Origin of the sequence: Streptomyces sp. NPDC088252, from assembly GCF_044740965.1 — a bacterium.
GTDB lineage: Bacteria > Actinomycetota > Actinomycetes > Streptomycetales > Streptomycetaceae > Streptomyces.
Map to the genome: position 1 here is coordinate 214,222 of NZ_JBIURS010000012.1, position 22,621 is coordinate 236,842.

A 22,621-nucleotide genomic window follows, 5' to 3' on the forward strand; every position below is an offset into this window, starting at 1 on the left:
GCGGGCTCCTCAGCGCAGCTTGGGGTCGAGGGCGTCGCGCACCGCGTCGCCGAGCATGATGAACGCGAGCACGGTGACCGCCAGCGCACCGGCGGGCCAGAGCAGCATGTGCGGGGCGTTGCGGATGTACTGGGACGCGGCGGAGATGTCGATGCCCCAGGAGACGGCCGGCGGTTTCAGGCCGACGCCGAGGAACGAGAGGGTCGCCTCCAGCGAGATGTACGTACCGAGCGCGATGGTCGCGACGACGATCACCGGCGCGACGGCGTTCGGGGTGATGTGGCGCAGCAGCATCCGCGTGTTGGAGGCGCCGAGCGCCCGCGCCGCCTGCACGTAGTCGTTCTGTTTGGCGGTGATCACGGAGCCCCGGGCGATGCGGGCGATCTGCGGCCAGCCCAGGAGCACGATGAAGCCGATGACCGGCCAGACGGTGGCGCTGGTGACCACGGAGAGGAAGACCAGGCCGCCGAGGACCACCGGGATGCCGAAGAAGATGTCCGTGAGGCGGGAGAGGACCGAGTCCCACCAGCCGCCGAAGAATCCGGCCAGGCCACCGAGGAGGCCGCCGAGCAGAGTGACGCCCAGGGTGGCGCAGACGCCGACGGTCACCGAGTTCCTGGCCCCGTAGACGGTCCGGGTGTAGACGTCGCAGCCCTGCCCGTCGAAGCCGAAGGGGTGACCGGGCTGGGAGCCCTGCTGGGCCTTGCCGAGATTGCAGTCGAGGGGGTCCTGGTCGGCGATCAGCGACGGCCAGATCGAGATGATCACCAGGAAGAGGATGATCAGGGCGGAGATGATGAAGACCGGATTGCGGCGCAGGTCCCGCCAGGCGTCGGACCACAGGCTGCGCGGTTTCTCGGCGGGGCCGGTGCCTTCCGGCCCGCCCGGTGTCCTTTCGAGGGTCGTGCCCTCCTCCAGGGCGAGGTCCATCACGCCTCCTGCTCCGGCCGGTGAGATCGCCTCGTCCGGTGTCTGATCAGGCATAGCGGATCCTCGGGTCGAGTACGGCGTACAGCAGGTCGACGATGAGGTTCGCCGCCAGGAAGACGAGGACGAGAATGGTGACGAAGCCGACGACGGTCTGCGAGTTCTGGCGCAAGATGCCCTGGTAGAGCTGGTAGCCGACGCCGTGGATGTTGAAGATCCGCTCCGTGACGATCGCCCCGCCCATCAGGGCGCCCACGTCCGTACCGATGAAGGTGACGACCGGGATCAGCGAGTTGCGCAGCAGATGCCGGATCACGACGCGACGCCTGGGCAGTCCCTTGGCGACGGCGGTGCGGACGTAGTCGGCGCGGGCGTTCTCGGCGATCGAGGTCCGGGTGAGGCGGGTGACGTACGCCAGGGAGACCGAGGCGAGGACGAGTCCCGGGATGAGGAGCTCGTTGAAGGGCGCCTCGGGGGAGACGGACGGTTTGATGACGCCCCACTGCACTCCGAGGAGGAGCTGGAGCAGCAGACCGGTGACGAAGGTCGGGATGGAGATGACGACCAGGGTCAGGATGAGCGCGCCGGTGTCGACGGGGCGGCCACGGCGCAGGCCGGTGACGACGCCGAGGCTGATGCCGATGACGATCTCGAAGACGATCGCGACGACGGTGAGCCGGATGGTGACGGGGAAGGCGGTGCCCATCAGCTCGGTGACCTTCTGCCCGTTGAACGCGGTGCCGAAGTCGCCGGTGAAGACATTGCCCATGTAGGTCGCGTATTGCTGCCAGACAGGCTTGTCGAGGCCGAATTCCGAGCGGAGTCGGGCGGTGGTCGCCGGGTCGCACCGGCGTTCGCCGCAGAGGCCCGCGATGGGATCGCCCATCACGTTCACCATGAGGAAGATCAGCAGTGTGGCGCCGAAGAAGACCGGGATCATCTGCAGCAGCCGCCGGATCACATAACGTCCCATGAAGGGCTCCGGGGGTCGCGGGGGTCGGAGGCTCGGGGCTGGGAAGTGACGCGTCGAGGGGATGGCGAGGCCGGGCGGGCGGCGCGTTCCCCGCGCCGGCCGCCCGGCCCCGACGGGTCACTTGACCTTGATCTGCTCGTACACCGGGACGCTGAACTGGTTCAGCGACACATTGGTGACCCGGTCCGAGTAACCGGCGCTGCCGTTCTGGTACCAGAGCGGGATGACGGGCATCTGCGCCACCAGGACCCTCTCCGCGTCCTGGAAGGTCGAGACGGCCCTGGCCTTGTCGGACTCGGCGTTGGCCTTGTTGATGAGGCCGTCGAACTGCTTGTTGCTCCACTTGCCGTCGTTGGACGAGGCGTCGGTGTAGTACACCGGCTGCAGGAAGTTCTGGATGAGCGGGTAGTCCATCTGCCAGCCGGCCCGCCAGGCGCCGGTCAGCTTCTGCTGGGAGACCTGGCTGCGGAAGTCGGCGAAGGTGCCGACGGGCCCGCCGACGCACGCATTGTTGTTGCCCATCGCCTTGTTGATGCTGTTGCAGACGGCGTCGACCCACTCCTTGTGCGAGCCGGTGTCCGCGTTGTACGAGATCTTGAGCTGGCCGCCGGGGATGCCGCCGCCCTCCTGGATCAGCTTCTTGGCGTTCGCCGCGTTGTACTCGCAGGGGGCGCCGCACAGCCCCTTCTTGAAGCCGCCTGCCGCGCCGAGGACCGGGGAGGTCCAGTCGGAGGCGGGGGTGCGGGTCTTCTGGAAGATCTGGCCGGTGATCTGCTCCCGGTTGATGGCCATCGACAGTCCCTGGCGGACCTTGATGCCGCCGGGGGTGTCCCACTTCTTGTCGTAGAAGGGGAAGGCGAGGGTCTGGATGATGCCTGCCGGGGTGTTGATGTACCGGTCGCCGAGGTCCGCCTTGACGTTCTTCAGCTGCGAGGCGGGCACATCGTCGACGAGGTCGAGGTTGCCGGCGGTCAGGTCGGTGTAGGCGGTGTTGTTGTCGGTGTAGACCTTGAGATCGATGCCACCGTTCTGCGCCTTGTCGGCCCCGGGGTACTTGTCCCACTTGCGCAGGCTCATCGACGAGCCCTTGGTGTACGTGTCGATGGTGTACGGGCCGTTGCCGATCGGCTTGGACAGCCAGGCGGCGTGGTCGGTGAAGAAGGCCTTGGGCAGCGGGGCGAAGGCCGGGTAGCCGAGGGTGTCGGGCCAGAGGGAGAACTTCTGCGACAGCTTGACCGTGAAGGTCCTGTCGTCGACGAGCTTGAGGCCGGAGAGCGTGTTCGCCCTGGAACTGCCGCTGTCGGGATGGACCTTGTCGTATCCGTCGATGTATCCGAAGAAGTAGGCGTTCTTCTGATTGTTCTTCAGCAGCGCCCCGTAGTTCCAGGCGTCCACGAAGGACTTCGCGGTGACCTTCTCGCCGTTGCTGAAGGTCCAGCCGTCCTTCACGGTGATCGTGAAGTTCTGGTTGTCCTTGGACTCGATCCTCTCGGCGAGCATGTTGATGGCCGCGCCGGTCTTCGGGTCGTACCTCTTGAGTCCCCGGAAGACCATGTCGAGGACCTTGCCGCCCTGCACCTCGTTGGTGTTCGCGGGTTCCAGCGGGTTCTGCGGGTCACCCCAGGAGGAACTCACGATTCCGTTGACCCCACCGCCGCCACCGCCGCCCCCTCCGCCACAGGCCGTCGCCGTCAGGGCGACGGCGACCGCGCATGCGGCCCACTTGGCCTGTGTGGCTCCGCGCATGGAGTGCCTCCTCTTGGTGCTCCGTCTCACTTGGAGTCAAATATCACCGCATAAAGCGCATTGCGCATATTTTCTCCACCCATTCGGGCGCGAGGGAAGCGGTCCGAGTGGCGCGCGGGGCCCGGATCCCGCACGGATCGACTCCACCACCGCACGGCGACACCCGACCGAACACCGCCCCGACGGACATCGGAGCGATAACAGCCCCGCATCGAATGCGCATCGACGACGCACCCACCTGACCGGATGTACGAATTCCGAGACACTGCCGCCCGGATATCGAACTCATTGCCGGACTTGACCCATTTGGCGGCGAACACACCTTCGAAAATGACTAAACGGAGGCAAGGATACGCCCATGTCAAAGTAATGGATTAGTCAAATCTCCAAAGAGCGGCTCAAGGGCGACAGACATTCATTGACCCTGCATGAATTGCGTTGAAAAAGTCCGGGTAGCCCGTAGGTGTGCCCTGCGGAGTCCTTCGACCCTCCGGGCCAGGAGCACCATGACGATTCCAACACCGCACGCAGCCACTCCCCTTGAGGTGGAGGACGCGAAGCCGCAGCAGGTACCGGACCCTTCGGCGCTCAAGGGCGGTGACGGCCGTTCACCGGGCAAGCTGGCCTGGCGACGCTTCAAACGCGACCGTGCCGGCGTGATCTCGGCCTATGTGGTCATTTTCTTCTTCCTGGTGGCCATCTGCGCGCCGCTGATAGCCAAGGTGTACGGCAAGGATCCGTACACGACGTACGGCCAGGACCAGGAGGGACTGCTCAACGACTTCGGTTTTCCGATGAAGGCCAACGGCGGCATCAGCGGCGACTTCTGGTTCGGCATCGAACCGCAGCTCGGCCGCGACCTCTTCACCCTGCTCGTCTACGGCATCCGCAACTCGCTGTTCATCGCCGGTGTGACGACGCTTCTGGTGACCGTCCTGGGCATCGTCATCGGCGTCACCGCCGGATACCTGGGCGGGAAGACCGACTACTTCATCGGCCGGGTCATCGACATCCTGCTGGCGTTCCCCTCCACGCTCTTCTTCATCGCGTTCTGGCCGGTCCTCATCAACATCCTGGTCTCGCCCGAGGAAGCCACTCCGATCTGGCTGACCGTCACCAGCCTCATCCTGGTGATGACCGCCTTCGGCTGGGCGTCCATCGCGCGCCTGCTGCGCGGCGAGGTACTCGCCCTGCGCGAGCGGGAGTTCGTCGAGGCGGCGAAGGTGACCGGCGCTTCCCCGGCGCGGATCATCTTCAAGGAACTGCTGCCCAATCTGTGGACGCCGATCCTCATCCAGGCGACTCTCGCCCTCCCCATGTTCGTGACCGCGGAGGCCGGTCTCGCCTTCCTCGGTGTCGGACTGACGGCGAAGACGCCCGACTGGGGCGTACTGCTCCAACGCGGCGCCGACGTCTACCAGGACGACATCACCTTCATGCTCTTCCCGGGGGTGACGATGGTGGTCTTCGTCCTCGCCTTCAACCTCCTCGGGGACTCGGTCCGCGACGCTCTCGACCCGAAGACCAAGCGCTGACAGTTCCGCCCCGGCCCGGAGCGACGGGGCTCCGCCGGATCATTCGTCCCTCTTCATCGACCAGGGCAGGTTGCCATGTCTCTCTCCCGCAGAAACTTCGTCATAGCCACATCCGTCGCGGCGGGCGGCTCCTTCGTTCTCTCCGCGTGCAGCAGTGGCAACGCGGGCGGAGGCGGCGGCAAGGACACGCCGCACGCGGGCGCCACCGAGTACACCGGTGCCACCGTCAAGATCGGCACCAAGGAGGACTCGACCGGGCCCGCGCCGGAGGTCCCCGGCGCCAAGAAGGGCGGGACGATCTACGGCGTCTCCGAGGACGACTTCTCCCACCTCGACCCGCAGCGCATCTACTTCGCGTTCAACTCCAGCGGGGCGCTCATGTTCGCCCGTGGCCTCACCGGCTACAAGATCGACATGAAGGGTGCGATGACCCTGGTCGGCGACCTCGCCACCGACGTCGGCACCGCGTCCGCCGACAACAAGACCTGGACCTTCACGCTGAAGGACGGGCTCAAGTGGGAGGACGGCAGCGAGCTGACCGTCGACGACGTCCGTCACGGCATCGAGCGCTCCTGGGCGCCGTTCATCACCGAGGGCGCCGCATACGTCCAGCAGGCGCTCACCGGCAAGGGTGACTGGCGCAAGGGCTACGAGGGCCCGTACGGCGGCAAGCACCTGGACTCGATCGTCACCGACAAGGCGAAGAAGACGATCACCTTCAAGCTGGCGGAGGCCCGCCCGGACTTCAACTTCACGCTGGCCATGAGCTCCTACGCGGCCACGCCGGTGAAGCTGGACACCAAGGAGAAGTACGACAAGCAGCCCGTCTCCTGCGGCCCGTACATCGTCAAGCACCGCTCCATCGACAAGTCGATGACGCTGACGCGCAACAAGCACTGGGACCCGGCCACCGACCCGATCCGCAACGCCTACCCGGACAGCTTCGAGTTCGAGTTCGGCCCCACCTCGCTGGAGTCCGCGGACCGCTTCATCGCGGACCAGGGCAAGGACCAGCAGATGGTCTCCATCTACAAGTCCGTGCCGGCCGAGCGCATGCAGAAGGTGCTCACCGACCCGGAGCTGAAGAAGCGCACCTTCAACGGCCTGCTCACCGGCACGTACTACTACGCCATCAACTGCAGGCGCGTCACGGACCTCGAGGTGCGCAAGGCGCTCAACACCGCCTGGCCGCTCGAGCAGATCCGCAAGATCTACGGCGGCCCCTCCGCGGGCGACTACGCGACCACCATCCTCAGCCCCGACATCCTCGGCCGCGAGGAGTTCGACCTCTACGGCAAGCTGAAGACGCCCCAGGGCGACGCGGAGGCGGCCAAGGCGATCCTCAAGAAGGCCGGGAAGCTCGGTCAGAAGGTCGTCTACAGCTACCCGCAGAGCCCGACCTACGACAAGACGGCCGTCGTCATCGAGAACGCGCTGAAGAAGGCCGGCTTCACGCCGGTCATCAAGCCCGTCGACTCGACGTCGTACTACGACCAGATCCAGCAGGTCGACAACAGCTTCGACGTCATGTGGTTCGGCTGGTCCCCGGACTGGCCCACCGCCTACACGATGATCCAGCCGCTCTTCGACAGCGCCTCGGTCGGCAACGGCCAGAACAACGTCTCCCAGGTGAAGGTCGACTGGATCGACGCCGCCATCAAGGAGAACGTCGTCATCGGCGACCAGAAGAAGGCCGGCGCGGCCTGGGCGGCGCTGGACAAGCGGATCATGGACGAGGTCGCCCCGATCATCCCGGAGACCTTCCAGCGGCGCTTCTACCTGTTCGGCTCCAAGGTCGGCGGCGCCATGATGGACCCGCAGTTCTCCGCGACGCTGCTCTACAAGACGTACGTCAAGGCCTGACGAACGGCCCCCGCGGGGAGCGGGCGGCTCTCCACCAAAGGGCCGCCCGCTCCCCTCCTCCCTCTCGGCATCCGTCAGGAAAACCCACTGCCATGCTGCGCTTTCTTCTCCGCCGTATCGTCGGCGCCGCGGTCATCCTGCTGATCATCAGCGCCCTGGTCTTCGTCCTCTTCTACACCGCCCCGCGCGACCCCGCCCGGGTAGCCTGCGGCAAGGTCTGCACCCCCGAGACACTCGCGCTGGTACGGCACAACCTGGGGATAGCCGACCCGATTCCGGTGCAGTACTGGCATTGGCTGCAGGGCATCTTCGTCGGCCGCGAGTACCAGTCGTACGGGCACTGCCCCGCTCCCTGCCTGGGGTACTCGTTCATCAACCGCGAGCCGGTCTTCGGCACCATCGTCGACCGCTTCCCGACCACCCTCTCGCTCTCCGTCGGCAGCGCCGTCGTCTTCGTCATCTTCGGCGTCGGCACCGGCATGCTCGCCGCGGTCAAGCAGGGCAAGACGCTCGACAAGGTCGCGTCCTCCGCGTCGCTCGTCGCCTCCTCGCTGCAGATCTACATCGTCGGCGTGGTCGCCATGTACTTCCTCACCGACCAGCTGCACCTGCTGGACCGGCCGAGCTACACCCCGCTCAGCGAGAATCCGGGCGCCTGGTTCTCCGGACTCCTGCTGCCCTGGCTGGTCCTCTCGGTCATCTTCACGGCCAACTACACGCGTATGGCCCGGTCCCAGCTGGTGGAGTCGCTGAGCGAGGACTACGTGCGGACGGCGCGGGCCAAGGGCCTGTCCCGACGGACCGTCTTCTTCAGATTCGCCTGGCGCGGGGCCATGGGCCCGATCGTCACCATCTTCGGCCTCGACCTCGGCGTCCTCCTCGGCGGCGCCATCATCACCGAGAAGACCTTCAGCCTCCAGGGCATCGGGGCGCTCTCGGTCAAGGCCGTCTCCACCAACGACCTGCCGACGCTCCTCGGCGTGATGATGGTGGCCGCCGTCGCGATCGTGCTCCTCAACATCGTCGTCGATGCCGTCTACGCCCTCATCGACCCACGCGTCCGCCTCGCCTAGGGAGAGATCCAGTGAGCACCCCCTTCCTCTCCGTACGCGATCTGCGCGTGCACTTCTCCACCGAAGACGGCATGGTCAAGGCCGTCGACGGACTGTCCTTCGACGTCGAGAGGGGCAAGACGCTCGGCATCGTCGGCGAGTCCGGCTCCGGCAAGTCCGTCACCAATCTGACGATCCTCGGCCTGCACCACCCCGACCACACCGAGATCGAGGGCGAGATCCTGCTCGACGGCCAGGACCTGCTGGCCGCCTCGGAGCGGGAGCTGGAGCGGCTGCGCGGCAACAAGATGGCGATGATCTTCCAGGACGCGCTGGCCTCGCTCTCGCCGTACCACACCGTCGGCAAGCAGATCGGTGAGACGTTCCGCAAGCACACCGGCGCCTCCAAGCGGGACGCCAGGGCACGGGCCGTCGAGATGCTCACCAAGGTGGGCATCCCGCAGCCCGATCTGCGGGTGGACGACTATCCGCACCAGTTCTCCGGGGGCATGCGCCAGCGCGCGATGATCGCCATGGCACTGGTCTGCAACCCGGCGCTGCTGATCGCGGACGAGCCGACGACCGCGCTGGACGTCACCGTGCAGGCCCAGATCATGGACCTGCTCAAGGACCTCCAGCAGGAGACCGGCACCTCGATCATCTTCATCACCCACGACCTCGGGGTCATCGCCGACATCGCGGACGACGTGCTGGTGATGTACGGCGGGCGCTGTGTCGAGCGCGGCACCAAGAGGGAGGTGCTGCGGGCGCCCCAGCACCCGTACACCTGGGGCCTGCTGGGATCCATGCCGAGCCTCGAAGGCCCGGTCGACGTACCGCTGTCGCCGATCCCCGGCTCGCCTCCGAGCCTCCTCAACCCGCCGTCCGGCTGCCGCTTCCACCCGCGGTGCTCCTTCACGGAGCAGGTCGGCGGCAGGCGCTGTGCCACCGACCAGCCGCCGCTGGAGCTGGTGGCCGGGCGCGGGGCCGCCTGCCACCTCACCGCGCAGCAGCGCACCGAGTTCTTCGCCGACTTCGCCGGTACCCGGACCAACTGACGTACAAGAGACGGGACTTCCCTACGATGAGCAGCACAGATCCCCTCCTGGACGTCTCCGGACTCACCAAGCACTTCCCGATCAAGGGCGGCTTCCCGATCCGGCGGACGGTCGGCGCGGTGCAGGCCGTCGACGGGCTGGACTTCACCGTGCACGAGGGCGAGAGCCTGGGCCTGGTCGGCGAATCCGGCTGCGGCAAGTCGACGACCGGCCGGCTGATCACCCGGCTCCTGGAGCCGACGGCCGGCCGGATCTCCTACCGCGGGCGGGACATCACCCACGCCTCGCGCAAGCAGCTGGCCCCGGTCCGCTCGGAGATCCAGATGATCTTCCAGGACCCGTACGCCTCGCTGAACCCGCGGCAGACCGTCGGCAAGATCATCACCGCGCCGATGGAGATCAACGGCATCGACCCGGCGGGCGGCCGGGAGGCGCGGGTGCGGGAGCTGCTGGAGACCGTCGGCCTCAACCCGGAGCACTACAACCGCTTCCCGCACGAGTTCTCCGGCGGTCAGCGCCAGCGCATCGGCGTGGCCCGCGCCCTCGCCCTGGAGCCCAAGCTGATCGTGGCCGACGAACCGGTCTCGGCGCTGGACGTCTCGATCCAGGCCCAGGTGGTGAACCTGCTCCAGCAGCTGCAGAAGGAACTGGGCATCGCGTTCCTGTTCATCGCCCACGACCTGGCCGTCGTGCGCCACTTCTCGCAGCGCGTGGCGGTCATGTACCTCGGCAGGATCGTGGAGATCGCCGATCGCGAGGACCTGTACGGCAACCCGCGTCACCCGTACACCAGGGCGCTGCTCTCCGCCGTGCCCGAGGCGGCCGCCGACGAGGCACCGGCCCGTGAGCGCATCCGCCTGGTCGGCGACGTGCCCTCCCCGGTCAACCCGCCGTCCGGCTGCCGCTTCCGTACCCGTTGCTGGAAGGCGACGGACAAGTGCGCGAGCGAGACGCCGCCGCTGGTACGGGTGGAGGGCAGCCGGGAAGGCCATCTGACGGCCTGCCACTACCCCGAGGACTCCCAGGCCGTGCCGAGTGTCCCGAAGGCCCGTGAGGCCTCGCAGGGGCCGGATGCCGACAAGACCGCCGACGACCCCGGAGCCGGGGCCTGACAGCCCCCTGGCTCCGGCCCCGGGGCGCCGTCGCCGACACGGACCCGACCGGTCCGCGGACCGCGGGGCTCCCCCGGCCCGAGGAACCGAGCACGTGAGCCCCTCGACCCGAGCCACCCGCGAGCCCGGTTCCCGGACATACGGGAAGGGCGCCCGGAACCGACCGGTTCCGGGCGCCCCCGCGTCCGGGTACGAACGGCCCGCCGGGCACGACGGTACGCACGGCCGCCGGGCACGACTCAGGGCCCGGCACCTTGGCAGGTTCCGGGCCCTGAGTGTCACACGCTCCGTACCACGGAGCCGCGCGTACTACGAAGCCGCGCCGACGACGTCCTTCTCCTCGGCGAAGTGGCATGCCGACTCGTGCGCGGCCGGCGTGTCCGAGCCCTTGAAGCGCTCGGGGATCGCCAGCAGCGGCACCTCCGTGGCGCACTTGTCCTGGGCCTTCCAGCAGCGCGTACGGAAACGGCAGCCCGACGGCGGGTTCGCCGGCGACGGGACGTCACCGGTGAGGATGATCCGCTCGCCGCGCTCACGCGCCTCCGGGTCGGGGACCGGGACCGCCGACAGCAGCGCCTGGGTGTAGGGGTGCGTCGGGTGGTCGTAGATCTCCTCGTCCGTGCCGATCTCGGCCATCTTGCCGAGGTACATCACGCCGACCCGGTCGGAGATGTGCCGGACGATCGACAGGTCGTGCGCGATGAAGACGTAGGAGAGGTTGAACTCGTCCTGGAGCTTCTCCATCAGGTTGATGACCTGCGCCTGCACCGACACGTCGAGCGCGGAGACCGGCTCGTCGCAGATGATGATCTCCGGGTTGAGCGCGAGGCCTCGGGCGATGCCGATGCGCTGGCGCTGACCGCCGGAGAACTGGTGCGGATAGCGGTTGATGTACTCCGGGTTGAGACCCACGACGTCCAGCAGGTCCTGGACCTTGCGCCGCCGGTCCCCCTTCGGGGCCACCTCCGGATGGATCTCGTACGGCTCGCCGATGATGTCGCCGACCGTCATACGCGGGTTCAGCGACGTGTACGGGTCCTGGAACACCATCTGGATGTTGCGGCGCACGGCCTTCAGCGCGCGTCCCGACAGCCGGGTGATGTCCTGGCCCTTGTAGAAGACCTCGCCGGCCGTGGCCGTCTCCAGCGTCATCAGCAGCCGCGCGACCGTGGACTTGCCACAGCCCGACTCGCCGACGATGCCGAGCGTCTCGCCCTGGTAGAGGTCGAAGGAGACCCCGTCCACGGCCTTGACGGCGCCGATCTGGCGCTTGAAGAGGATGCCCTGGCTCAGCGGGAAGTGCTTGACCAGATTGCGCACCTGGAGGATCGGCTCACCGCGTTCCACCGGGGCCTCGATCGCCGCGACCGCCGCCGTCTCGTCGGCGGCCTCGACCTCCACGACGTCGGTGACGTTCGGGGTGCTGTCCAACGATCCGTCCGTCTTGTCCAGCTCAGCCATGGATCGTCTCCTTCCAGAAGTGGCAGGCGCTGCCGCGGCCGGGCAGTTCGCTGCCGTCCTGCTCGGAGACCGGCACCAGGGCCGGAATCTCCGTGCGGCAGATGTCCTCCGCCTTCGGGCACCTGGGGTTGAAGGCGCAGCCGGACGGAATCTTGAGCAGGTTGGGCGGCAGCCCCTTGATCGCGTAGAGCTCGTGGCCCTTCTGATCGAGGCGCGGGATCGAGTCGAGCAGACCCCGGGTGTACGGGTGCGCGGGCCGCTTGTAGAGCTCGTGCACCGGTGCCGTCTCGACGATCCGGCCCGCGTACATGACCGCGATCTTGTCCGCTACGTCGGCGACGACGCCGAGGTCGTGGGTGATCAGGATCAGACCCATGTTGAACTCGGTCTGCAGCTCCTTGAGCAGGTCCATGACCTGGGCCTGGACCGTCACGTCGAGCGCGGTGGTCGGCTCGTCCGCGATGATCAGGTCCGGCTCCAGCGCCAGCGCCATGGCGATCATGATGCGCTGGCGCATACCGCCGGAGAACTGGTGCGGATAGTCGTCGACCCGCTCCTTGGCGGCGGGGATCTTGACCCGCTCCATCAGCTCGATGGCCTTGAGCTTCGCCTGCTTCTTGGAGAGTCCCTGGTGGACACGGAACATCTCGCCGAGCTGGTAGCCGACCGAGAGCACGGGGTTGAGCGAGGAGAGCGCGTCCTGGAAGATCATCGCGATCTTCTGGCCACGGATCTTCCGCCGCTCCTCGTAGCCCATCGTGAGCATGTCCTGGCCGCGGTACAGGATCTGGCCCTGCGGGATCTTGCCGGGCGGCATGTCGAGAATGCCCATGATCGCCTGAGCGGTCACGGACTTGCCGGAGCCGGACTCGCCGAGCACGGCGAGGGTCTCGCCCGAGTCGACGCTGTAGTTCACACCGTTGACGGCCTTGGCCACTCCGTCACGGGTGTGGAACTCCACGTGCAGGTCGCGCACTTCGAGGAGCGGGCTGTCGTCCGGTCCTCCGGCACGGGGCGCCGGGATGTCTGCTGTCTTGTCCATGATGGTCACGTCGTACGCCCTCCTCAGCGCAGCTTCGGGTCGAGGGCGTCGCGCACCGCGTCGCCGAGCATGATGAACGCGAAGACCGTGAGGCTGAGCATTCCTGCCGGGAACAGCAGCACATGCACGTTGTTACGGATCTCTTCGCTGCCCGACGCGATGTCGATGCCCCACGAGATGGTCGGGTCGGCGAGACCCAGGCCCAGGTAGGAGAGCGTCGCCTCGGCCGAGATGAAGCCACCGAGAGCGATGGTGGCGACCACGATGGTCGGTGCGAGGGCGTTGGGCAGAACATGGCGGAACAGCATCCGGCCGGTCCCCGCGCCGAGAGCGCGTGCCGCCGTCACGTAGTCCGCCTGCTTCGCGGTGATCACCGATGCACGCATCACACGGCAGATCGAGGTCCAGCCCAGGAAGGCGAGGGCCGCGATCACGACGTACACCTTGCGCTCGGAGAAGGCGTTCAGGACGACCATCGTGCCGAGCAGGAAGGGCAGACCGAAGAAGATGTCCGTGATGCGGGAGATGATCGCGTCGAGCCAGCCGCCGAAGTAGCCGGCGAGCAGACCCAGCAGACCGCCGATGATGGTGATCGCCACGGTGACGCCGACGCCGACGAGGATCGAGGCGCGGGTTCCGTAGATCACCCGGGCGTAGATCGAGCGGCCCTGAACGTCGTAACCGAACCAGTCCGCCTGGAAGAGGTGCCCGAGCTCGGGCTTCGTCAGGTAGTGGTGCGTCAGATCGCCGGCCCGCGGGTCGGCGCCGGTGAACAGCCCGGGGAAGATCGCGATCACCAGCAGCAGGGTCAGCAGGCTCGCCGATACCCAGAACATGGGGCGGTGGCGCAGGTCGAACCAGGCGTCACCCCACAGGCCGCGAGGCTTGCCGGTGGATTCCCTGACGGGACTCTCCGCGTCCGCCGCCGCAGGCGCGACCGCGTCCACTCCGGCGTCGTTGATGCTCTGGTCCTTGGTCACGTCAGGCATACCGGATCCTCGGGTCCAGGACCGCGTACAGCAGGTCGACAATCAGGTTGATCACGAGAATGATCAGAACGAATACGGTGACGACACCGACGATGGTGGAACCTTCACGCTGCTGGAGCGCCCGGTAGAGAAGGTTGCCGACACCCTGGACATTGAAGATGCCCTCGGTGACGACCGCGCCGCCGATGAACCCGCCGACGTCCGTACCGAGGAACGTGACCACCGGGATGAGCGAGTTGCGCAGCAGGTGCACCCCGACGATGCGACGCCGCGGCAGCCCCTTCGCGAGCGCCGTGCGCATGTAGTCCGCGCGCAGGTTCTCGGCGAAGGTCGTACGCGTCAGTCGGGCGACGTATGCCATGGAGAGCATGGCCAGGACGAAGCCCGGCAGGAACAACTGCGTGATGTCCATCGAGTCTTCGACGTTTGGCGCGACCCAGTGCAGTGTGTCCGCGAAGACGAACCGGGCCACATAGCCGAGGATGAACACGGGGATCGAGATGACGACCAGGGTGAAGATCAGCACACCGGTGTCCGGTGCCTTGCCCGCCTTCAGTCCGGCCCACGCGCCGAGGGTGAGACCCACGATCATCTCGATGACCATCGCGACGATCGTGAGACGGATCGTGACGGGGAAGGCCCTCGTCATCTCGTCCCAGACCGGACGGCCGCCGAAGGTCTCGCCGAAGTCCAGCTGGAACAGGTCCTTCATGTAGTTGATGTACTGCATGGGAATGGACTGGTCCAGTCCGAACTTGTGACGCAGCTCCGCGACCTGTGCGGGGTCCGCGGCCTTGTCACCCCACATCGCCCGGATGGGATCACCGGGAAGGATGTGGACCATAAGGAAAATCAACAGAGTAGTCCCGATGAAAACCGGGATCATCTGGAGCAGTCGCCTAGCGACGTAACGCCCCATCATGCCTCCATGCCGTGAGGGGTCGGCGATGGCCTACACATGGTCTCCACCGCGGGGTTGTGGGGGGAGGTTGCCGGGCCAACGCCCGCGAGCCGGTGCCGCCATCCGTTCCGGAGGGCGGCACCGGCCGGCAGGTCCCGAAACTTACTTCTTCGACTTCACCTGAACGTCGGTGAAGATGGGGTCGCCGTCCTGACCGTAAACGATCTTGCCGAACACGTTCTTCGACTGGCCGGAGTTGACCTTGTAGAACCACAGCGGGATCGCCGGCATGTCCTTCGCCAGGAGCTGCTCGGCCTCCTGGTACATCTTCACGGTCTCGTCAAGGGTCTTCGCCTTGTCGGCCTTGGAGGTGAGCTCGTCGAAGGCCTTGTTCGAGTAGCCACTGGTGTTACCGGCGGCCGTCGTGCCGTACAGGTCACGCATGAAGTTCGAGTTGACCGGGTAGTCGAGCACCCAGCCACCGCGGTACATGGACTTGACCTTCTTGCCGTCACGGGCGTTCAGGTCGGTCGCGAAGTCCGGCTTGGAGTCGCCGACGCACTCGACACCGGTGGCCTGGCGGATGCTGTTGCAGACCGCGTCGACCCACGCCTTGTGCGGCTGGTCCGCGTTGTACTGGATCGAGATCTTGTTGCCCGGGACGCCGCCACCCTCGGTGATGAGGGCCTTGGCCTTGGCCGGGTCGTACTTCACGATGTCGCCGAGGGCGCCGGGCTTGTAGCCGAGCACACCGCGGGCGACGTACGAGTCGGCCGGGGAACGGGTGCCGTTGAGGACGGTCTTCGTGATCGTGTCACGGTCGATCGCCATCGACAGGCCCTGGATGACCTTGGGGTTGATGTTCTTGAACTGCTTGGTGTAGAACGCCGGGACGATCGACTGGACCGCGGAGTACTCCTGGTCGATCGCACGGTCGCCGAGGTCCTGCTTGTAGTTCTTCAGCGCGGTCACGGGGACCTGCTCGATCCAGTCGAGCTGGTCCGAGCGCAGGGCCGAATAGGCGGCCTCGGCGGTGGTGTAGTTCTTGAAGTCGATGCCACCGTTCTTGGCCTTGTTCGGGCCCTGGTAACCGTCGAACTTCCGAACCTTGATCATCTTGTTGTGGTCCCACGAGACGAACTTGTAGGGACCGTTGCCGATCGGGTGCTGACCGGCGGCCTTCGGGTCCTTGAAGAAGGACTCGGGCAGCGGCGCCCAGACGTCGTAGCCCAGCTTGTACGCGAAGTACGAGACCGGACCGCTCAGGGAAATCGTGAAGGTGTTGTCGTCAACGACCTTCAGGCCTTCCATCTGGGTCTTCTTCGGGTCACCCTTGTCCGGGTGGACATCCGCGTAGCCCTTGATGTCCTGGAACCAGCTGGAGTTGGTCTGGTTGTTCTTGACGTTGGCGGACCAGTTCCAGGAGTCCACGTAGGACTTGGCGGTGACCGTGGTGCCGTCGTGGAACTTCCAGCCCGGCTTGAGCTTGACGGTCCACACGGACGAGTCGGCGTTGGGCGTCACGGACTCGGCGTTGATGTACGTGAGCTTGCCGGTGCCGGGCTCGTAGCTGACGAGGCCGGCGAAGATGGCGCCGAGGACACGGCTGCCCTGGCTCTCCTTGGCGTTCGCCGGCTGCAGCGGGTTCTGCGGCTCGCTGAGCTGGGCGGTCAGGATCCCGTTCGGGTCCGCCTTGCCCGAGTTCATGCTGCTGTCGCTGCCCTTGTCGCTACCACCACAGGCGGTCGCGGCCAGGGCGATGACGGCCGCTCCCGCGACCCACTTGGCGCTCTTGGCACCACGCATGGGTTTCCTCCTCATGAGTCCACTTTTGACTACAAGAAGGGCACTGGTAGTGATACACCGACACCCCTGACGGTGATCGTTTCAGTGCCCTGAGTGTGCTCGTGAGTCGGCACTCCCCACAGTGCGTGACCCATTGACCCGAGCTCAATGGAGCCAACTATTGAGTACGAGCGGGCCATAAACCACACTTAAAGGGTCTCGGTTTGACAACATCAGCAGGGCGCCGCTGCCCGAAATCCGGACAAAGCGATCCCAGACAGACACGCCCGAAACGGACCGTTAACACATGTTCCGGAGAGCGACGCTCGATAACCGGACACCTCGGGCAGGAAAACGAGTTGACGAAAAGACCGGGCCCCCACAGTGTCTGCGGGGGCCCGGCTCTCATGTCAATGGCTCGAACGGCTCTTGCCGAGGAGCCGTCGACCTGTGCGGCGTCAGCGCTTGGCGCGGGACGCGGCGCGACCGCGCTCCTTCTGGTCCAGGACGACCTTGCGGATGCGGACCGTCTCCGGAGTCACCTCGATGCACTCGTCCTCGCGGCAGAACTCCAGGGACTGCTCCAGGGAGAGCTTGCGGGCCGGGACCACGTTCTCCGTGGTGTCCGCGGAAGCCGCACGCATGTTAGTGAGCTTCTTCTCCTTGGTGATGTTCACGTCCATGTCGTCGGCGCGGGAGTTCTCGCCGATGATCATGCCCTCGTAGACCTCGGTGCCGGCCTCGGTGAAGATGACGCCGCGCTCCTGGAGGTTGACCATCGCGAACGGCGTCACGGAGCCCGCGCGGTCGGCGACCAGGGAGCCGTTGTGACGGGTGCGCAGCTCGCCGAACCACGGCTCGTGGCCCTCGAAGATGGAGTGCGCGATGCCCGTGCCGCGGGTCTGCGTCAGGAACTCCGTACGGAAGCCGATGAGGCCGCGGGACGGAACGATCCACTCCATGCGGACCCAGCCCGAACCGTGGTTCGTCATCGTCTCCATACGGCCCTTGCGGGTCGCCATCAGCTGGGTGATCGCACCGAGGTGCTCCTCGGGGGAGTCGATCGTCATGCGCTCGATCGGCTCGTGCGTCTTGCCGTCGACCTGCTTGGTGACGACCTCCGGCTTGCCGACCGTGAGCTCGAAGCCCTCGCGGCGCATCTGCTCGACGAGGATGGCCAGCGCGAGCTCACCGCGGCCCTGGACCTCCCAGGCGTCCGGACGCTCGGTGTCCAGGACGCGGAGCGAGACGTTACCGATCAGCTCGCGGTCGAGGCGGTCCTTCACCTGGCGGGCGGTGACCTTGTGGCCCTTGCCGCCCTTGCCGACGAGCGGCGAGGTGTTCGTGCCGATGGTCATCGAGATGGCCGGCTCGTCGACCGTGATCAGCGGCAGCGCGACCGGGTTCTCGGGGTCGGCCAGGGTCTCGCCGATCATGATGTCCGGGATGCCCGCGATGGCGCAGATGTCGCCGGGGCCCGCCACCTCGGCCGGCTTGCGGGTGAGCGCCTCGGTCATCAGCAGCTCGGTGATGCGGACGTTGGACATCGTGCCGTCGCGCTTGATCCAGGTGACGGTCTGGCCCTTGCGCAGCTCGCCCTGCTCGACGCGGCAGAGCGCGATACGGCCGAGGAAGTTGTCGGCGTCCAGGTTGGTGACGTGCGCCTGCAGCGGGGCCTCGTCGTCGTACTCCGGGGCCGGGACGTGCGACAGGATCGTGGAGAAGAACGGCTCCAGGTTGTCGCTGTCCTGCGGGACGGTGCCGTCCTCGGGCTTGGTCAGCGAGGCCACGCCGTCACGGGCGCAGGCGTAGACGATCGGGAACTCGATCTGGTCCTCGTCCGCGTCCAGGTCCAGGAACAGGTCGTACGTCTCGTCGACGACCTCGGCGATCCGGGAGTCGGGGCGGTCCGTCTTGTTGATGCAGAGGATGACCGGCATCTTCGCGGCGAGCGCCTTGCGCAGCACGAAACGGGTCTGCGGAAGCGGGCCCTCGGAGGCGTCGACGAGCAGCACGACCGCGTCCACCATCGACAGACCGCGCTCGACCTCGCCGCCGAAGTCGGCGTGGCCGGGGGTGTCGATGATGTTGATCGTGATCGGGTCCCCGCCGTCCTTGGGGTGATACTTCACCGCCGTGTTCTTGGCGAGGATCGTGATGCCCTTCTCACGCTCCAGGTCGTTCGAGTCCATCATGCGTTCGTCGAGGTTCTCGGCGGCGTGCGCGGCGAAGGCGCCGGCCTGCCTGAGCATGGCGTCGACCAGGGTGGTCTTGCCGTGGTCGACGTGGGCGACGATGGCTACGTTACGGATGTCGTGGCGCGTGGGCATGGGTGGCTAGCGCTTCTCTCGGGTCGTGGGATCAGGCGTCTCAGTCGGTCTCGGGTCCTCGTACGCCCGCCGGGCGGACGCGCCACGGCTACCCACCATGGTACGGGGCTGGCGCCGTGGCGGCTTCCCGGGCGATTCCTACCGGCCGCAGGACAGGCGCACGGCCTCGCGGGCTGCGGCGGACGCGTGCTTGCGGAGCGGCTCCTCACAGCGGAGGACCCCGCCGACCGGGGCGGTGGCGGTCACCACATGCCCGAAGGTCGGCTCGTGCTGCTCGCCGTGCCCGCAGGAGTAACGGAAATCGGTCTCGATCAGCTGGAATGCGCTGTACGAGACGTAGTGGCCGGCGGGACCGCTGAACTCACCGGCACCGGTGTCGAGGGGCGGGTACTCCCCCGGCTCGTCCAGCCCCGCCGCATCCGGGTTCCGCTCGTCCGCCAGGCCGATGTGAACGGCGAGCGCACCCAGTACGGCGTCCGAGCCCAGCGCGGGTCCCTCGGTATCCAGGGACGCCATGTCCGTCCGCAGGCGGAGCATGGGCCGGTCGGCCCTGACGGTCTGTGCGGCGGCGACGCGCTGGGCCTCCGTGACCCCGTTGAGCACCGAGAGGCGCTGAGTGTTGAACCAGGTGTAGGTGCCGCCCCGGCAAGCCCGTGCATCCGATACGGGGACGCTGTCCACGCCGGTCCGCCCGGCTGTCGTCGAACCGGCCGACCGAGGCTTCTCCCGGTCGGTCGCGTCGCTCGATGCCGATGTGCAGCCGCTCACACCGGCGAGGAGTCCCGCGACGAGCAACGCGGTCATGGTGGCGACAGTCCGTGTCCGCTTCATGTTTCCGTCCCCGTGGTCATGGCTTGCGGTGAATTTCACCGGTGGTCATGGACACGGTCCCCCGGGCGGTCGGCCCGGACGCCGGATTTGAGCAACTTCAGAGGTGGGGCTCCGAAGCGGCGACTCCGATCCCCCGCCCCGGAGCCGGGGCTCCGGGGCGGGGGATCGGAGGTGGGGGGAGTGAGCGGCCACCCGGGTCAGCGGGTCGGCACGACCTTGCCCGCCGGGGAGCCCGGCGGGCAAGGGACTTGAGCCAGTTCTGAGCTTCCGATTCGTTTCTGACCTGCTACTTCTTCTTGCCCGCCGGGGCTCCGGCGGCCTGCGGCTTCTTGAACCCGATGTCCTGGTAGTGGGGTGCCCCGAATCCGAAGGCGCCGACGTTCGCCAGCTTTCTGTTCGTCGCGACGAGCTGCGGACGCTGATAGAGAGGAATCGATCCTGCCGCGGCCCAGATCCGGGCGTCCGCCTGCTTCATCAGGTCCTGGGCGGCCCCCTCGTCGAGCTCCGACGCCGCCTGGTCGAAGAGCTGGTCGATGTGGTCCGTACCGACGCGGGTGTAGTTCTGCTCGACCAGCAGCGAGCCGTCGGTGGCGGGCACCGGCTTGGCGAAGATCGGGCGGTCGTCGGTGGCCGGGTAGGCGGTGGCCGGCCAGGAGTACAGCGCCAGGTCGTAGTCGCCGGAGGCGATGTGGTCCTTGAAGTAGCTGTCGTCGGAGACCTTGGTGATCGACGTGCCGATGCCGATCGAGTCGAGCATCGCGGAGATCCTCTGCCCGACCGCGCGCAGCGGCTCCGATCCCGGACCCGACGGCAGGACGAAGCGCAGGGTCAGCGGCTTGCCGTCCTTGCCGAGCGGGCCGCGGCGCGCCTCGGCGGCGTGGGCGGGGGCCGCGGTGCCCGCGGGGGCGTACGCACCGGTGGCGCCGCCCGGCCGCTGGTCCTGGGCGGTGACCTCGGAGGCGGCGTCCTCGGAGGTGCCGGACCCGGCCAGATGTCCGGCCTGGCGCAGCAGAGCGGCGCTGTGGATCGCGGCGGCGGGCGCGGGGGCGAGGACCTGGCGGGCGTTCCGCGCTCCGTCACCGGGCGTGTTGTCGTCGCCCACGATGTACAGGCCGTCGTCGGCGGCGGGCCCACGCCTGTGGGCGGCGTTGCCGGCCTTGCCGTCGTCGCCCCCGGTGCCGGGCTTGCCGCCGGGCGGGCCGGCCTTCTCGGGGGCGGTCGGCTTGTCGTCCTTCCCGGCGGTGGCCCCCTTGTCCTTCGTGCCCTTCTTCCCGGCCTCGCTGCCCGCCTTGGTGCCGTCCGGCTTCTTGACCGCACCCTCCCGCGTCCAGCCCGCATCGGCCAGCAGTGCCCGCGCCTCCTCGGTGTCCTGGCCGCCGAGCGCGCCGCTGCCGTCCTTGTACCCGGGCTGTCCGGCCAGCGCCAGGTGGCTGCCGAGCGGTGCGGCGGGCAGGCCGAGCGGTTTGAGCACGGTGTCGACGAGCTCCTGGCGGTTCAGGGCGCGGGCGACCGCCCGGCGCACCCGGTCGTCGGCCAGCGGCCCGGACTCGCCGTTCAGCGCGAGCTGGGTGTACGCGGGCTCCAGCGACTTGCGGACCACGTACGAGCGCAGCTTGCCCTGCTCGGCGGTGTACGCCTCGGCCGCCGCCCTGGCCTTCTCCCTGGCCGCCTGCGCCGCAGCCGCCTCCTCCGCGTTCGAGCCGTGTGCCACGGCCCAGGAGCGCAGTGCGGCGGCCGGGCCGTCCGCGGAGCCGGGGCCCTGGGCGAGCGGCTGCCCGTTCGCGCCGCCGTCGCGGCCCGCCTGCACGATCCGGTGCGCCGCGGCGGCGTCGACATCGGCGACGTCGATCTTCCCCTCGGTCAGTGCCTGGGCGCGGTCCTGCGGCTTGACGGCCCGGAAGACCAGCTTGTCGAGCTTGGCGGTCCCGCCCCACCAGCGCGGATTGCGGACCAGGGTGACCTCGCCGGTCTTCGTGTCCACGCCGCCCAGCCGGAACGGCCCGGCGGTGGCCTTGAGGGTGGTCCGTGCGCCGTCGTTGAAGGAGTTCGGGGAGCCGGTCACCTCCTTCGGGTACAGCGGGGAGAAGAGCGAGCGCCAGTCCGCGTACGGCTTGGCGAAGGTGACCCGGACCTCCAGGTCGTCGGCGCCCCGCTCGATCTTCTCGATCCGCTCGTAGCCGGCGTTGCGGGCGGTCCAGTACGCCGAGTCCTTGCCGCTCAGCGCCCGCCACTGGGCGACGAAGTCGGGCGCCCCGATGTCCCGTCCGTCGCTCCACACCGCCTGCTGGTTGAGCCGGTAGAGCACCACCTGTCTGGGCTCGCGCTCGACCACCTTCGCGGACTCCAGATAGTCCGGATTCAGCTGCGGCCTGGCCTTGGCGTCCAGGGGGAACAGCGTCGGCAGCAGGGCGCCGGTGATCCGGGTGGTGGCGCTGTCGGCGTCGGCCTGGAAGGCGTTGAGGGTGGTGGGCATGGTGTCGATCGCCCAGTTGGCCGTGCCCCCCTGGGCGACCAGGTCCCGGCCCGCGACCGCGATGTCCTGGGGGACGACGGCGCCCGTCGTGCCGCCGTCGTCGGAGCTGCAGCCCGCCAGCACGGGGAGCGTCAGCACGCCCGTCGTGAGGAGCGCGAGCGAGCGGCGCTTTCGGGCCGTCCCCCGCGGGACGCCGACGTGGGACATGGCTGATACCTCCGGGGCCGGACCGGCCCACCCGCACCGGAATGGGTCGGATTGTGCATTCTTGGTGTCATATGTAGCTGATCACACTGGTTTCGTCTGTCCACTGAAGGCGCCCCCGCGCAAGCGGCGGCGCAGACACGGCGCAGCGGCCCGTAACCTCACCCGGGCGGCGCAACGCCGCGCGAGACCCCGAAGGCCCGCACTCTTCACCACACGGGTGTGACGCCCGGCATCCTCGGGCGCATGAGCATGACCGCCCACGACCGCGGAAGTGGCAGCAAGTCGTGTCGCGGCAAGCAGAATTGACGGCCGTTCAGCAGCGTCCCGACGACCCGG

At 67.7% G+C, this 22,621-nt stretch carries 16 protein-coding genes; 5 read left to right on the forward strand and 11 right to left on the reverse strand.

Annotated features, from left to right (window positions below; genetic code table 11):
• Nucleotides 1–9 precede the first annotated feature (9 nt).
• The 3 genes from ACIOHC_RS25150 to ACIOHC_RS25160 form a co-directional block, all read right to left on the reverse strand.
• Nucleotides 10–984 (reverse strand): ABC transporter permease, encoded by a 975-nt coding sequence (locus ACIOHC_RS25150; protein WP_351085174.1) that lies wholly within the window; start codon nt 982–984, stop codon nt 10–12.
• Nucleotides 977–1,900: an ABC transporter permease gene (locus ACIOHC_RS25155; RefSeq protein ID WP_351085176.1), complete on the reverse strand. Its 924-nt coding sequence runs from the start codon at nt 1,898–1,900 to the stop codon at nt 977–979. The genes ACIOHC_RS25150 and ACIOHC_RS25155 overlap by 8 nt, the downstream gene beginning before the upstream one ends.
• A 117-nt stretch (nt 1,901–2,017) precedes the next feature.
• Entirely contained in the window at nt 2,018–3,646 is a 1,629-nt protein-coding gene (locus tag ACIOHC_RS25160) for an ABC transporter substrate-binding protein (protein ID WP_401844090.1), read from the reverse strand.
• 506 nt (nt 3,647–4,152) lie between these two features.
• Here ACIOHC_RS25160 and ACIOHC_RS25165 point away from each other — a divergent pair.
• From ACIOHC_RS25165 to ACIOHC_RS25185, 5 genes are all read left to right on the forward strand, one after another.
• The gene (locus ACIOHC_RS25165) at nt 4,153–5,181 is read left to right on the forward strand and encodes an ABC transporter permease (RefSeq protein ID WP_351085180.1); all 1,029 of its coding nucleotides are present in this window, start codon (nt 4,153–4,155) and stop codon (nt 5,179–5,181) included.
• 75 nt (nt 5,182–5,256) lie between these two features.
• Entirely contained in the window at nt 5,257–7,044 is a 1,788-nt protein-coding gene (locus tag ACIOHC_RS25170) for an ABC transporter substrate-binding protein (protein WP_351085182.1), read from the forward strand.
• Nucleotides 7,045–7,136: 92 nt separating this feature from the next.
• Nucleotides 7,137–8,117, forward strand: a complete 981-nt coding sequence (locus ACIOHC_RS25175) for an ABC transporter permease (RefSeq protein ID WP_351085184.1) — start codon at nt 7,137–7,139, stop codon at nt 8,115–8,117.
• A 71-nt stretch (nt 8,118–8,188) separates the two neighbouring features.
• Nucleotides 8,189–9,154: an ABC transporter ATP-binding protein gene (locus ACIOHC_RS25180; protein WP_351085190.1), complete on the forward strand. Its 966-nt coding sequence runs from the start codon at nt 8,189–8,191 to the stop codon at nt 9,152–9,154.
• Between the two features lie 26 nt (nt 9,155–9,180).
• Nucleotides 9,181–10,266 (forward strand): dipeptide ABC transporter ATP-binding protein, encoded by a 1,086-nt coding sequence (locus ACIOHC_RS25185; protein ID WP_351085186.1) that lies wholly within the window; start codon nt 9,181–9,183, stop codon nt 10,264–10,266.
• A gap of 309 nt (nt 10,267–10,575) precedes the next feature.
• Here ACIOHC_RS25185 and ACIOHC_RS25190 read toward each other — a convergent pair whose 3' ends face one another.
• The 8 genes from ACIOHC_RS25190 to ACIOHC_RS25225 form a co-directional block, all read right to left on the reverse strand.
• Nucleotides 10,576–11,727: a dipeptide ABC transporter ATP-binding protein gene (locus tag ACIOHC_RS25190; RefSeq protein ID WP_351087004.1), complete on the reverse strand. Its 1,152-nt coding sequence runs from the start codon at nt 11,725–11,727 to the stop codon at nt 10,576–10,578.
• On the reverse strand, nt 11,720–12,778 hold the full coding sequence (locus ACIOHC_RS25195; RefSeq protein WP_365691349.1) for an ABC transporter ATP-binding protein: 1,059 nt from the start codon (nt 12,776–12,778) through the stop codon (nt 11,720–11,722). Before ACIOHC_RS25195 ends, ACIOHC_RS25190 begins: the two co-directional genes overlap by 8 nt.
• 14 nt (nt 12,779–12,792) lie before the next feature.
• Complete coding sequence (locus ACIOHC_RS25200; RefSeq protein WP_351087008.1) at nt 12,793–13,758, reverse strand: ABC transporter permease; 966 nt, start codon at nt 13,756–13,758, stop codon at nt 12,793–12,795.
• Nucleotides 13,751–14,677 carry an ABC transporter permease gene (locus ACIOHC_RS25205; protein WP_351087010.1) on the reverse strand — a complete coding sequence of 309 codons (927 nt, stop codon included), beginning with the start codon at nt 14,675–14,677 and terminating at the stop codon, nt 13,751–13,753. The genes ACIOHC_RS25200 and ACIOHC_RS25205 overlap by 8 nt, the downstream gene beginning before the upstream one ends.
• Nucleotides 14,678–14,821: 144 nt before the next feature.
• Nucleotides 14,822–16,465: an ABC transporter substrate-binding protein gene (locus ACIOHC_RS25210; RefSeq protein ID WP_351087012.1), complete on the reverse strand. Its 1,644-nt coding sequence runs from the start codon at nt 16,463–16,465 to the stop codon at nt 14,822–14,824.
• Between the two features lie 437 nt (nt 16,466–16,902).
• Nucleotides 16,903–18,774 (reverse strand): translational GTPase TypA, encoded by a 1,872-nt coding sequence (typA, locus tag ACIOHC_RS25215; RefSeq protein WP_351087014.1) that lies wholly within the window; start codon nt 18,772–18,774, stop codon nt 16,903–16,905.
• A gap of 138 nt (nt 18,775–18,912) precedes the next feature.
• On the reverse strand, nt 18,913–19,578 hold the full coding sequence (locus tag ACIOHC_RS25220; protein WP_389636421.1) for a hypothetical protein: 666 nt from the start codon (nt 19,576–19,578) through the stop codon (nt 18,913–18,915).
• Between the two features lie 313 nt (nt 19,579–19,891).
• A complete protein-coding gene (locus tag ACIOHC_RS25225; RefSeq protein ID WP_401844093.1) occupies nt 19,892–22,285 on the reverse strand; it encodes an ABC transporter family substrate-binding protein in 2,394 nt (797 codons plus the stop codon).
• Nucleotides 22,286–22,621: the final 336 nt, after the last annotated feature.

Bases quoted from the DNA above. Each gene is read 5' to 3' on its own strand.
- ACIOHC_RS25150 (WP_351085174.1), bottom strand. From the start codon at position 984: ATGCCTGATCAGACACCGGACGAGGCGATCTCACCGGCCGGAGCAGGA.
- ACIOHC_RS25155 (WP_351085176.1), bottom strand. From the start codon at position 1,900: ATGGGACGTTATGTGATCCGGCGGCTGCTGCAGATGATCCCGGTCTTC.
- ACIOHC_RS25160 (WP_401844090.1), bottom strand. From the start codon at position 3,646: ATGCGCGGAGCCACACAGGCCAAGTGGGCCGCATGCGCGGTCGCCGTC.
- ACIOHC_RS25165 (WP_351085180.1), top strand. From the start codon at position 4,153: ATGACGATTCCAACACCGCACGCAGCCACTCCCCTTGAGGTGGAGGAC.
- ACIOHC_RS25170 (WP_351085182.1), top strand. From the start codon at position 5,257: ATGTCTCTCTCCCGCAGAAACTTCGTCATAGCCACATCCGTCGCGGCG.
- ACIOHC_RS25175 (WP_351085184.1), top strand. From the start codon at position 7,137: ATGCTGCGCTTTCTTCTCCGCCGTATCGTCGGCGCCGCGGTCATCCTG.
- ACIOHC_RS25180 (WP_351085190.1), top strand. From the start codon at position 8,189: ATGGTCAAGGCCGTCGACGGACTGTCCTTCGACGTCGAGAGGGGCAAG.
- ACIOHC_RS25185 (WP_351085186.1), top strand. From the start codon at position 9,181: ATGAGCAGCACAGATCCCCTCCTGGACGTCTCCGGACTCACCAAGCAC.
- ACIOHC_RS25190 (WP_351087004.1), bottom strand. From the start codon at position 11,727: ATGGCTGAGCTGGACAAGACGGACGGATCGTTGGACAGCACCCCGAAC.
- ACIOHC_RS25200 (WP_351087008.1), bottom strand. From the start codon at position 13,758: ATGCCTGACGTGACCAAGGACCAGAGCATCAACGACGCCGGAGTGGAC.
- ACIOHC_RS25205 (WP_351087010.1), bottom strand. From the start codon at position 14,677: ATGGGGCGTTACGTCGCTAGGCGACTGCTCCAGATGATCCCGGTTTTC.
- ACIOHC_RS25210 (WP_351087012.1), bottom strand. From the start codon at position 16,465: ATGCGTGGTGCCAAGAGCGCCAAGTGGGTCGCGGGAGCGGCCGTCATC.
- typA (WP_351087014.1), bottom strand. From the start codon at position 18,774: ATGCCCACGCGCCACGACATCCGTAACGTAGCCATCGTCGCCCACGTC.
- ACIOHC_RS25220 (WP_389636421.1), bottom strand. From the start codon at position 19,578: ATGACCGCGTTGCTCGTCGCGGGACTCCTCGCCGGTGTGAGCGGCTGC.
- ACIOHC_RS25225 (WP_401844093.1), bottom strand. From the start codon at position 22,285: ATGTCCCACGTCGGCGTCCCGCGGGGGACGGCCCGAAAGCGCCGCTCG.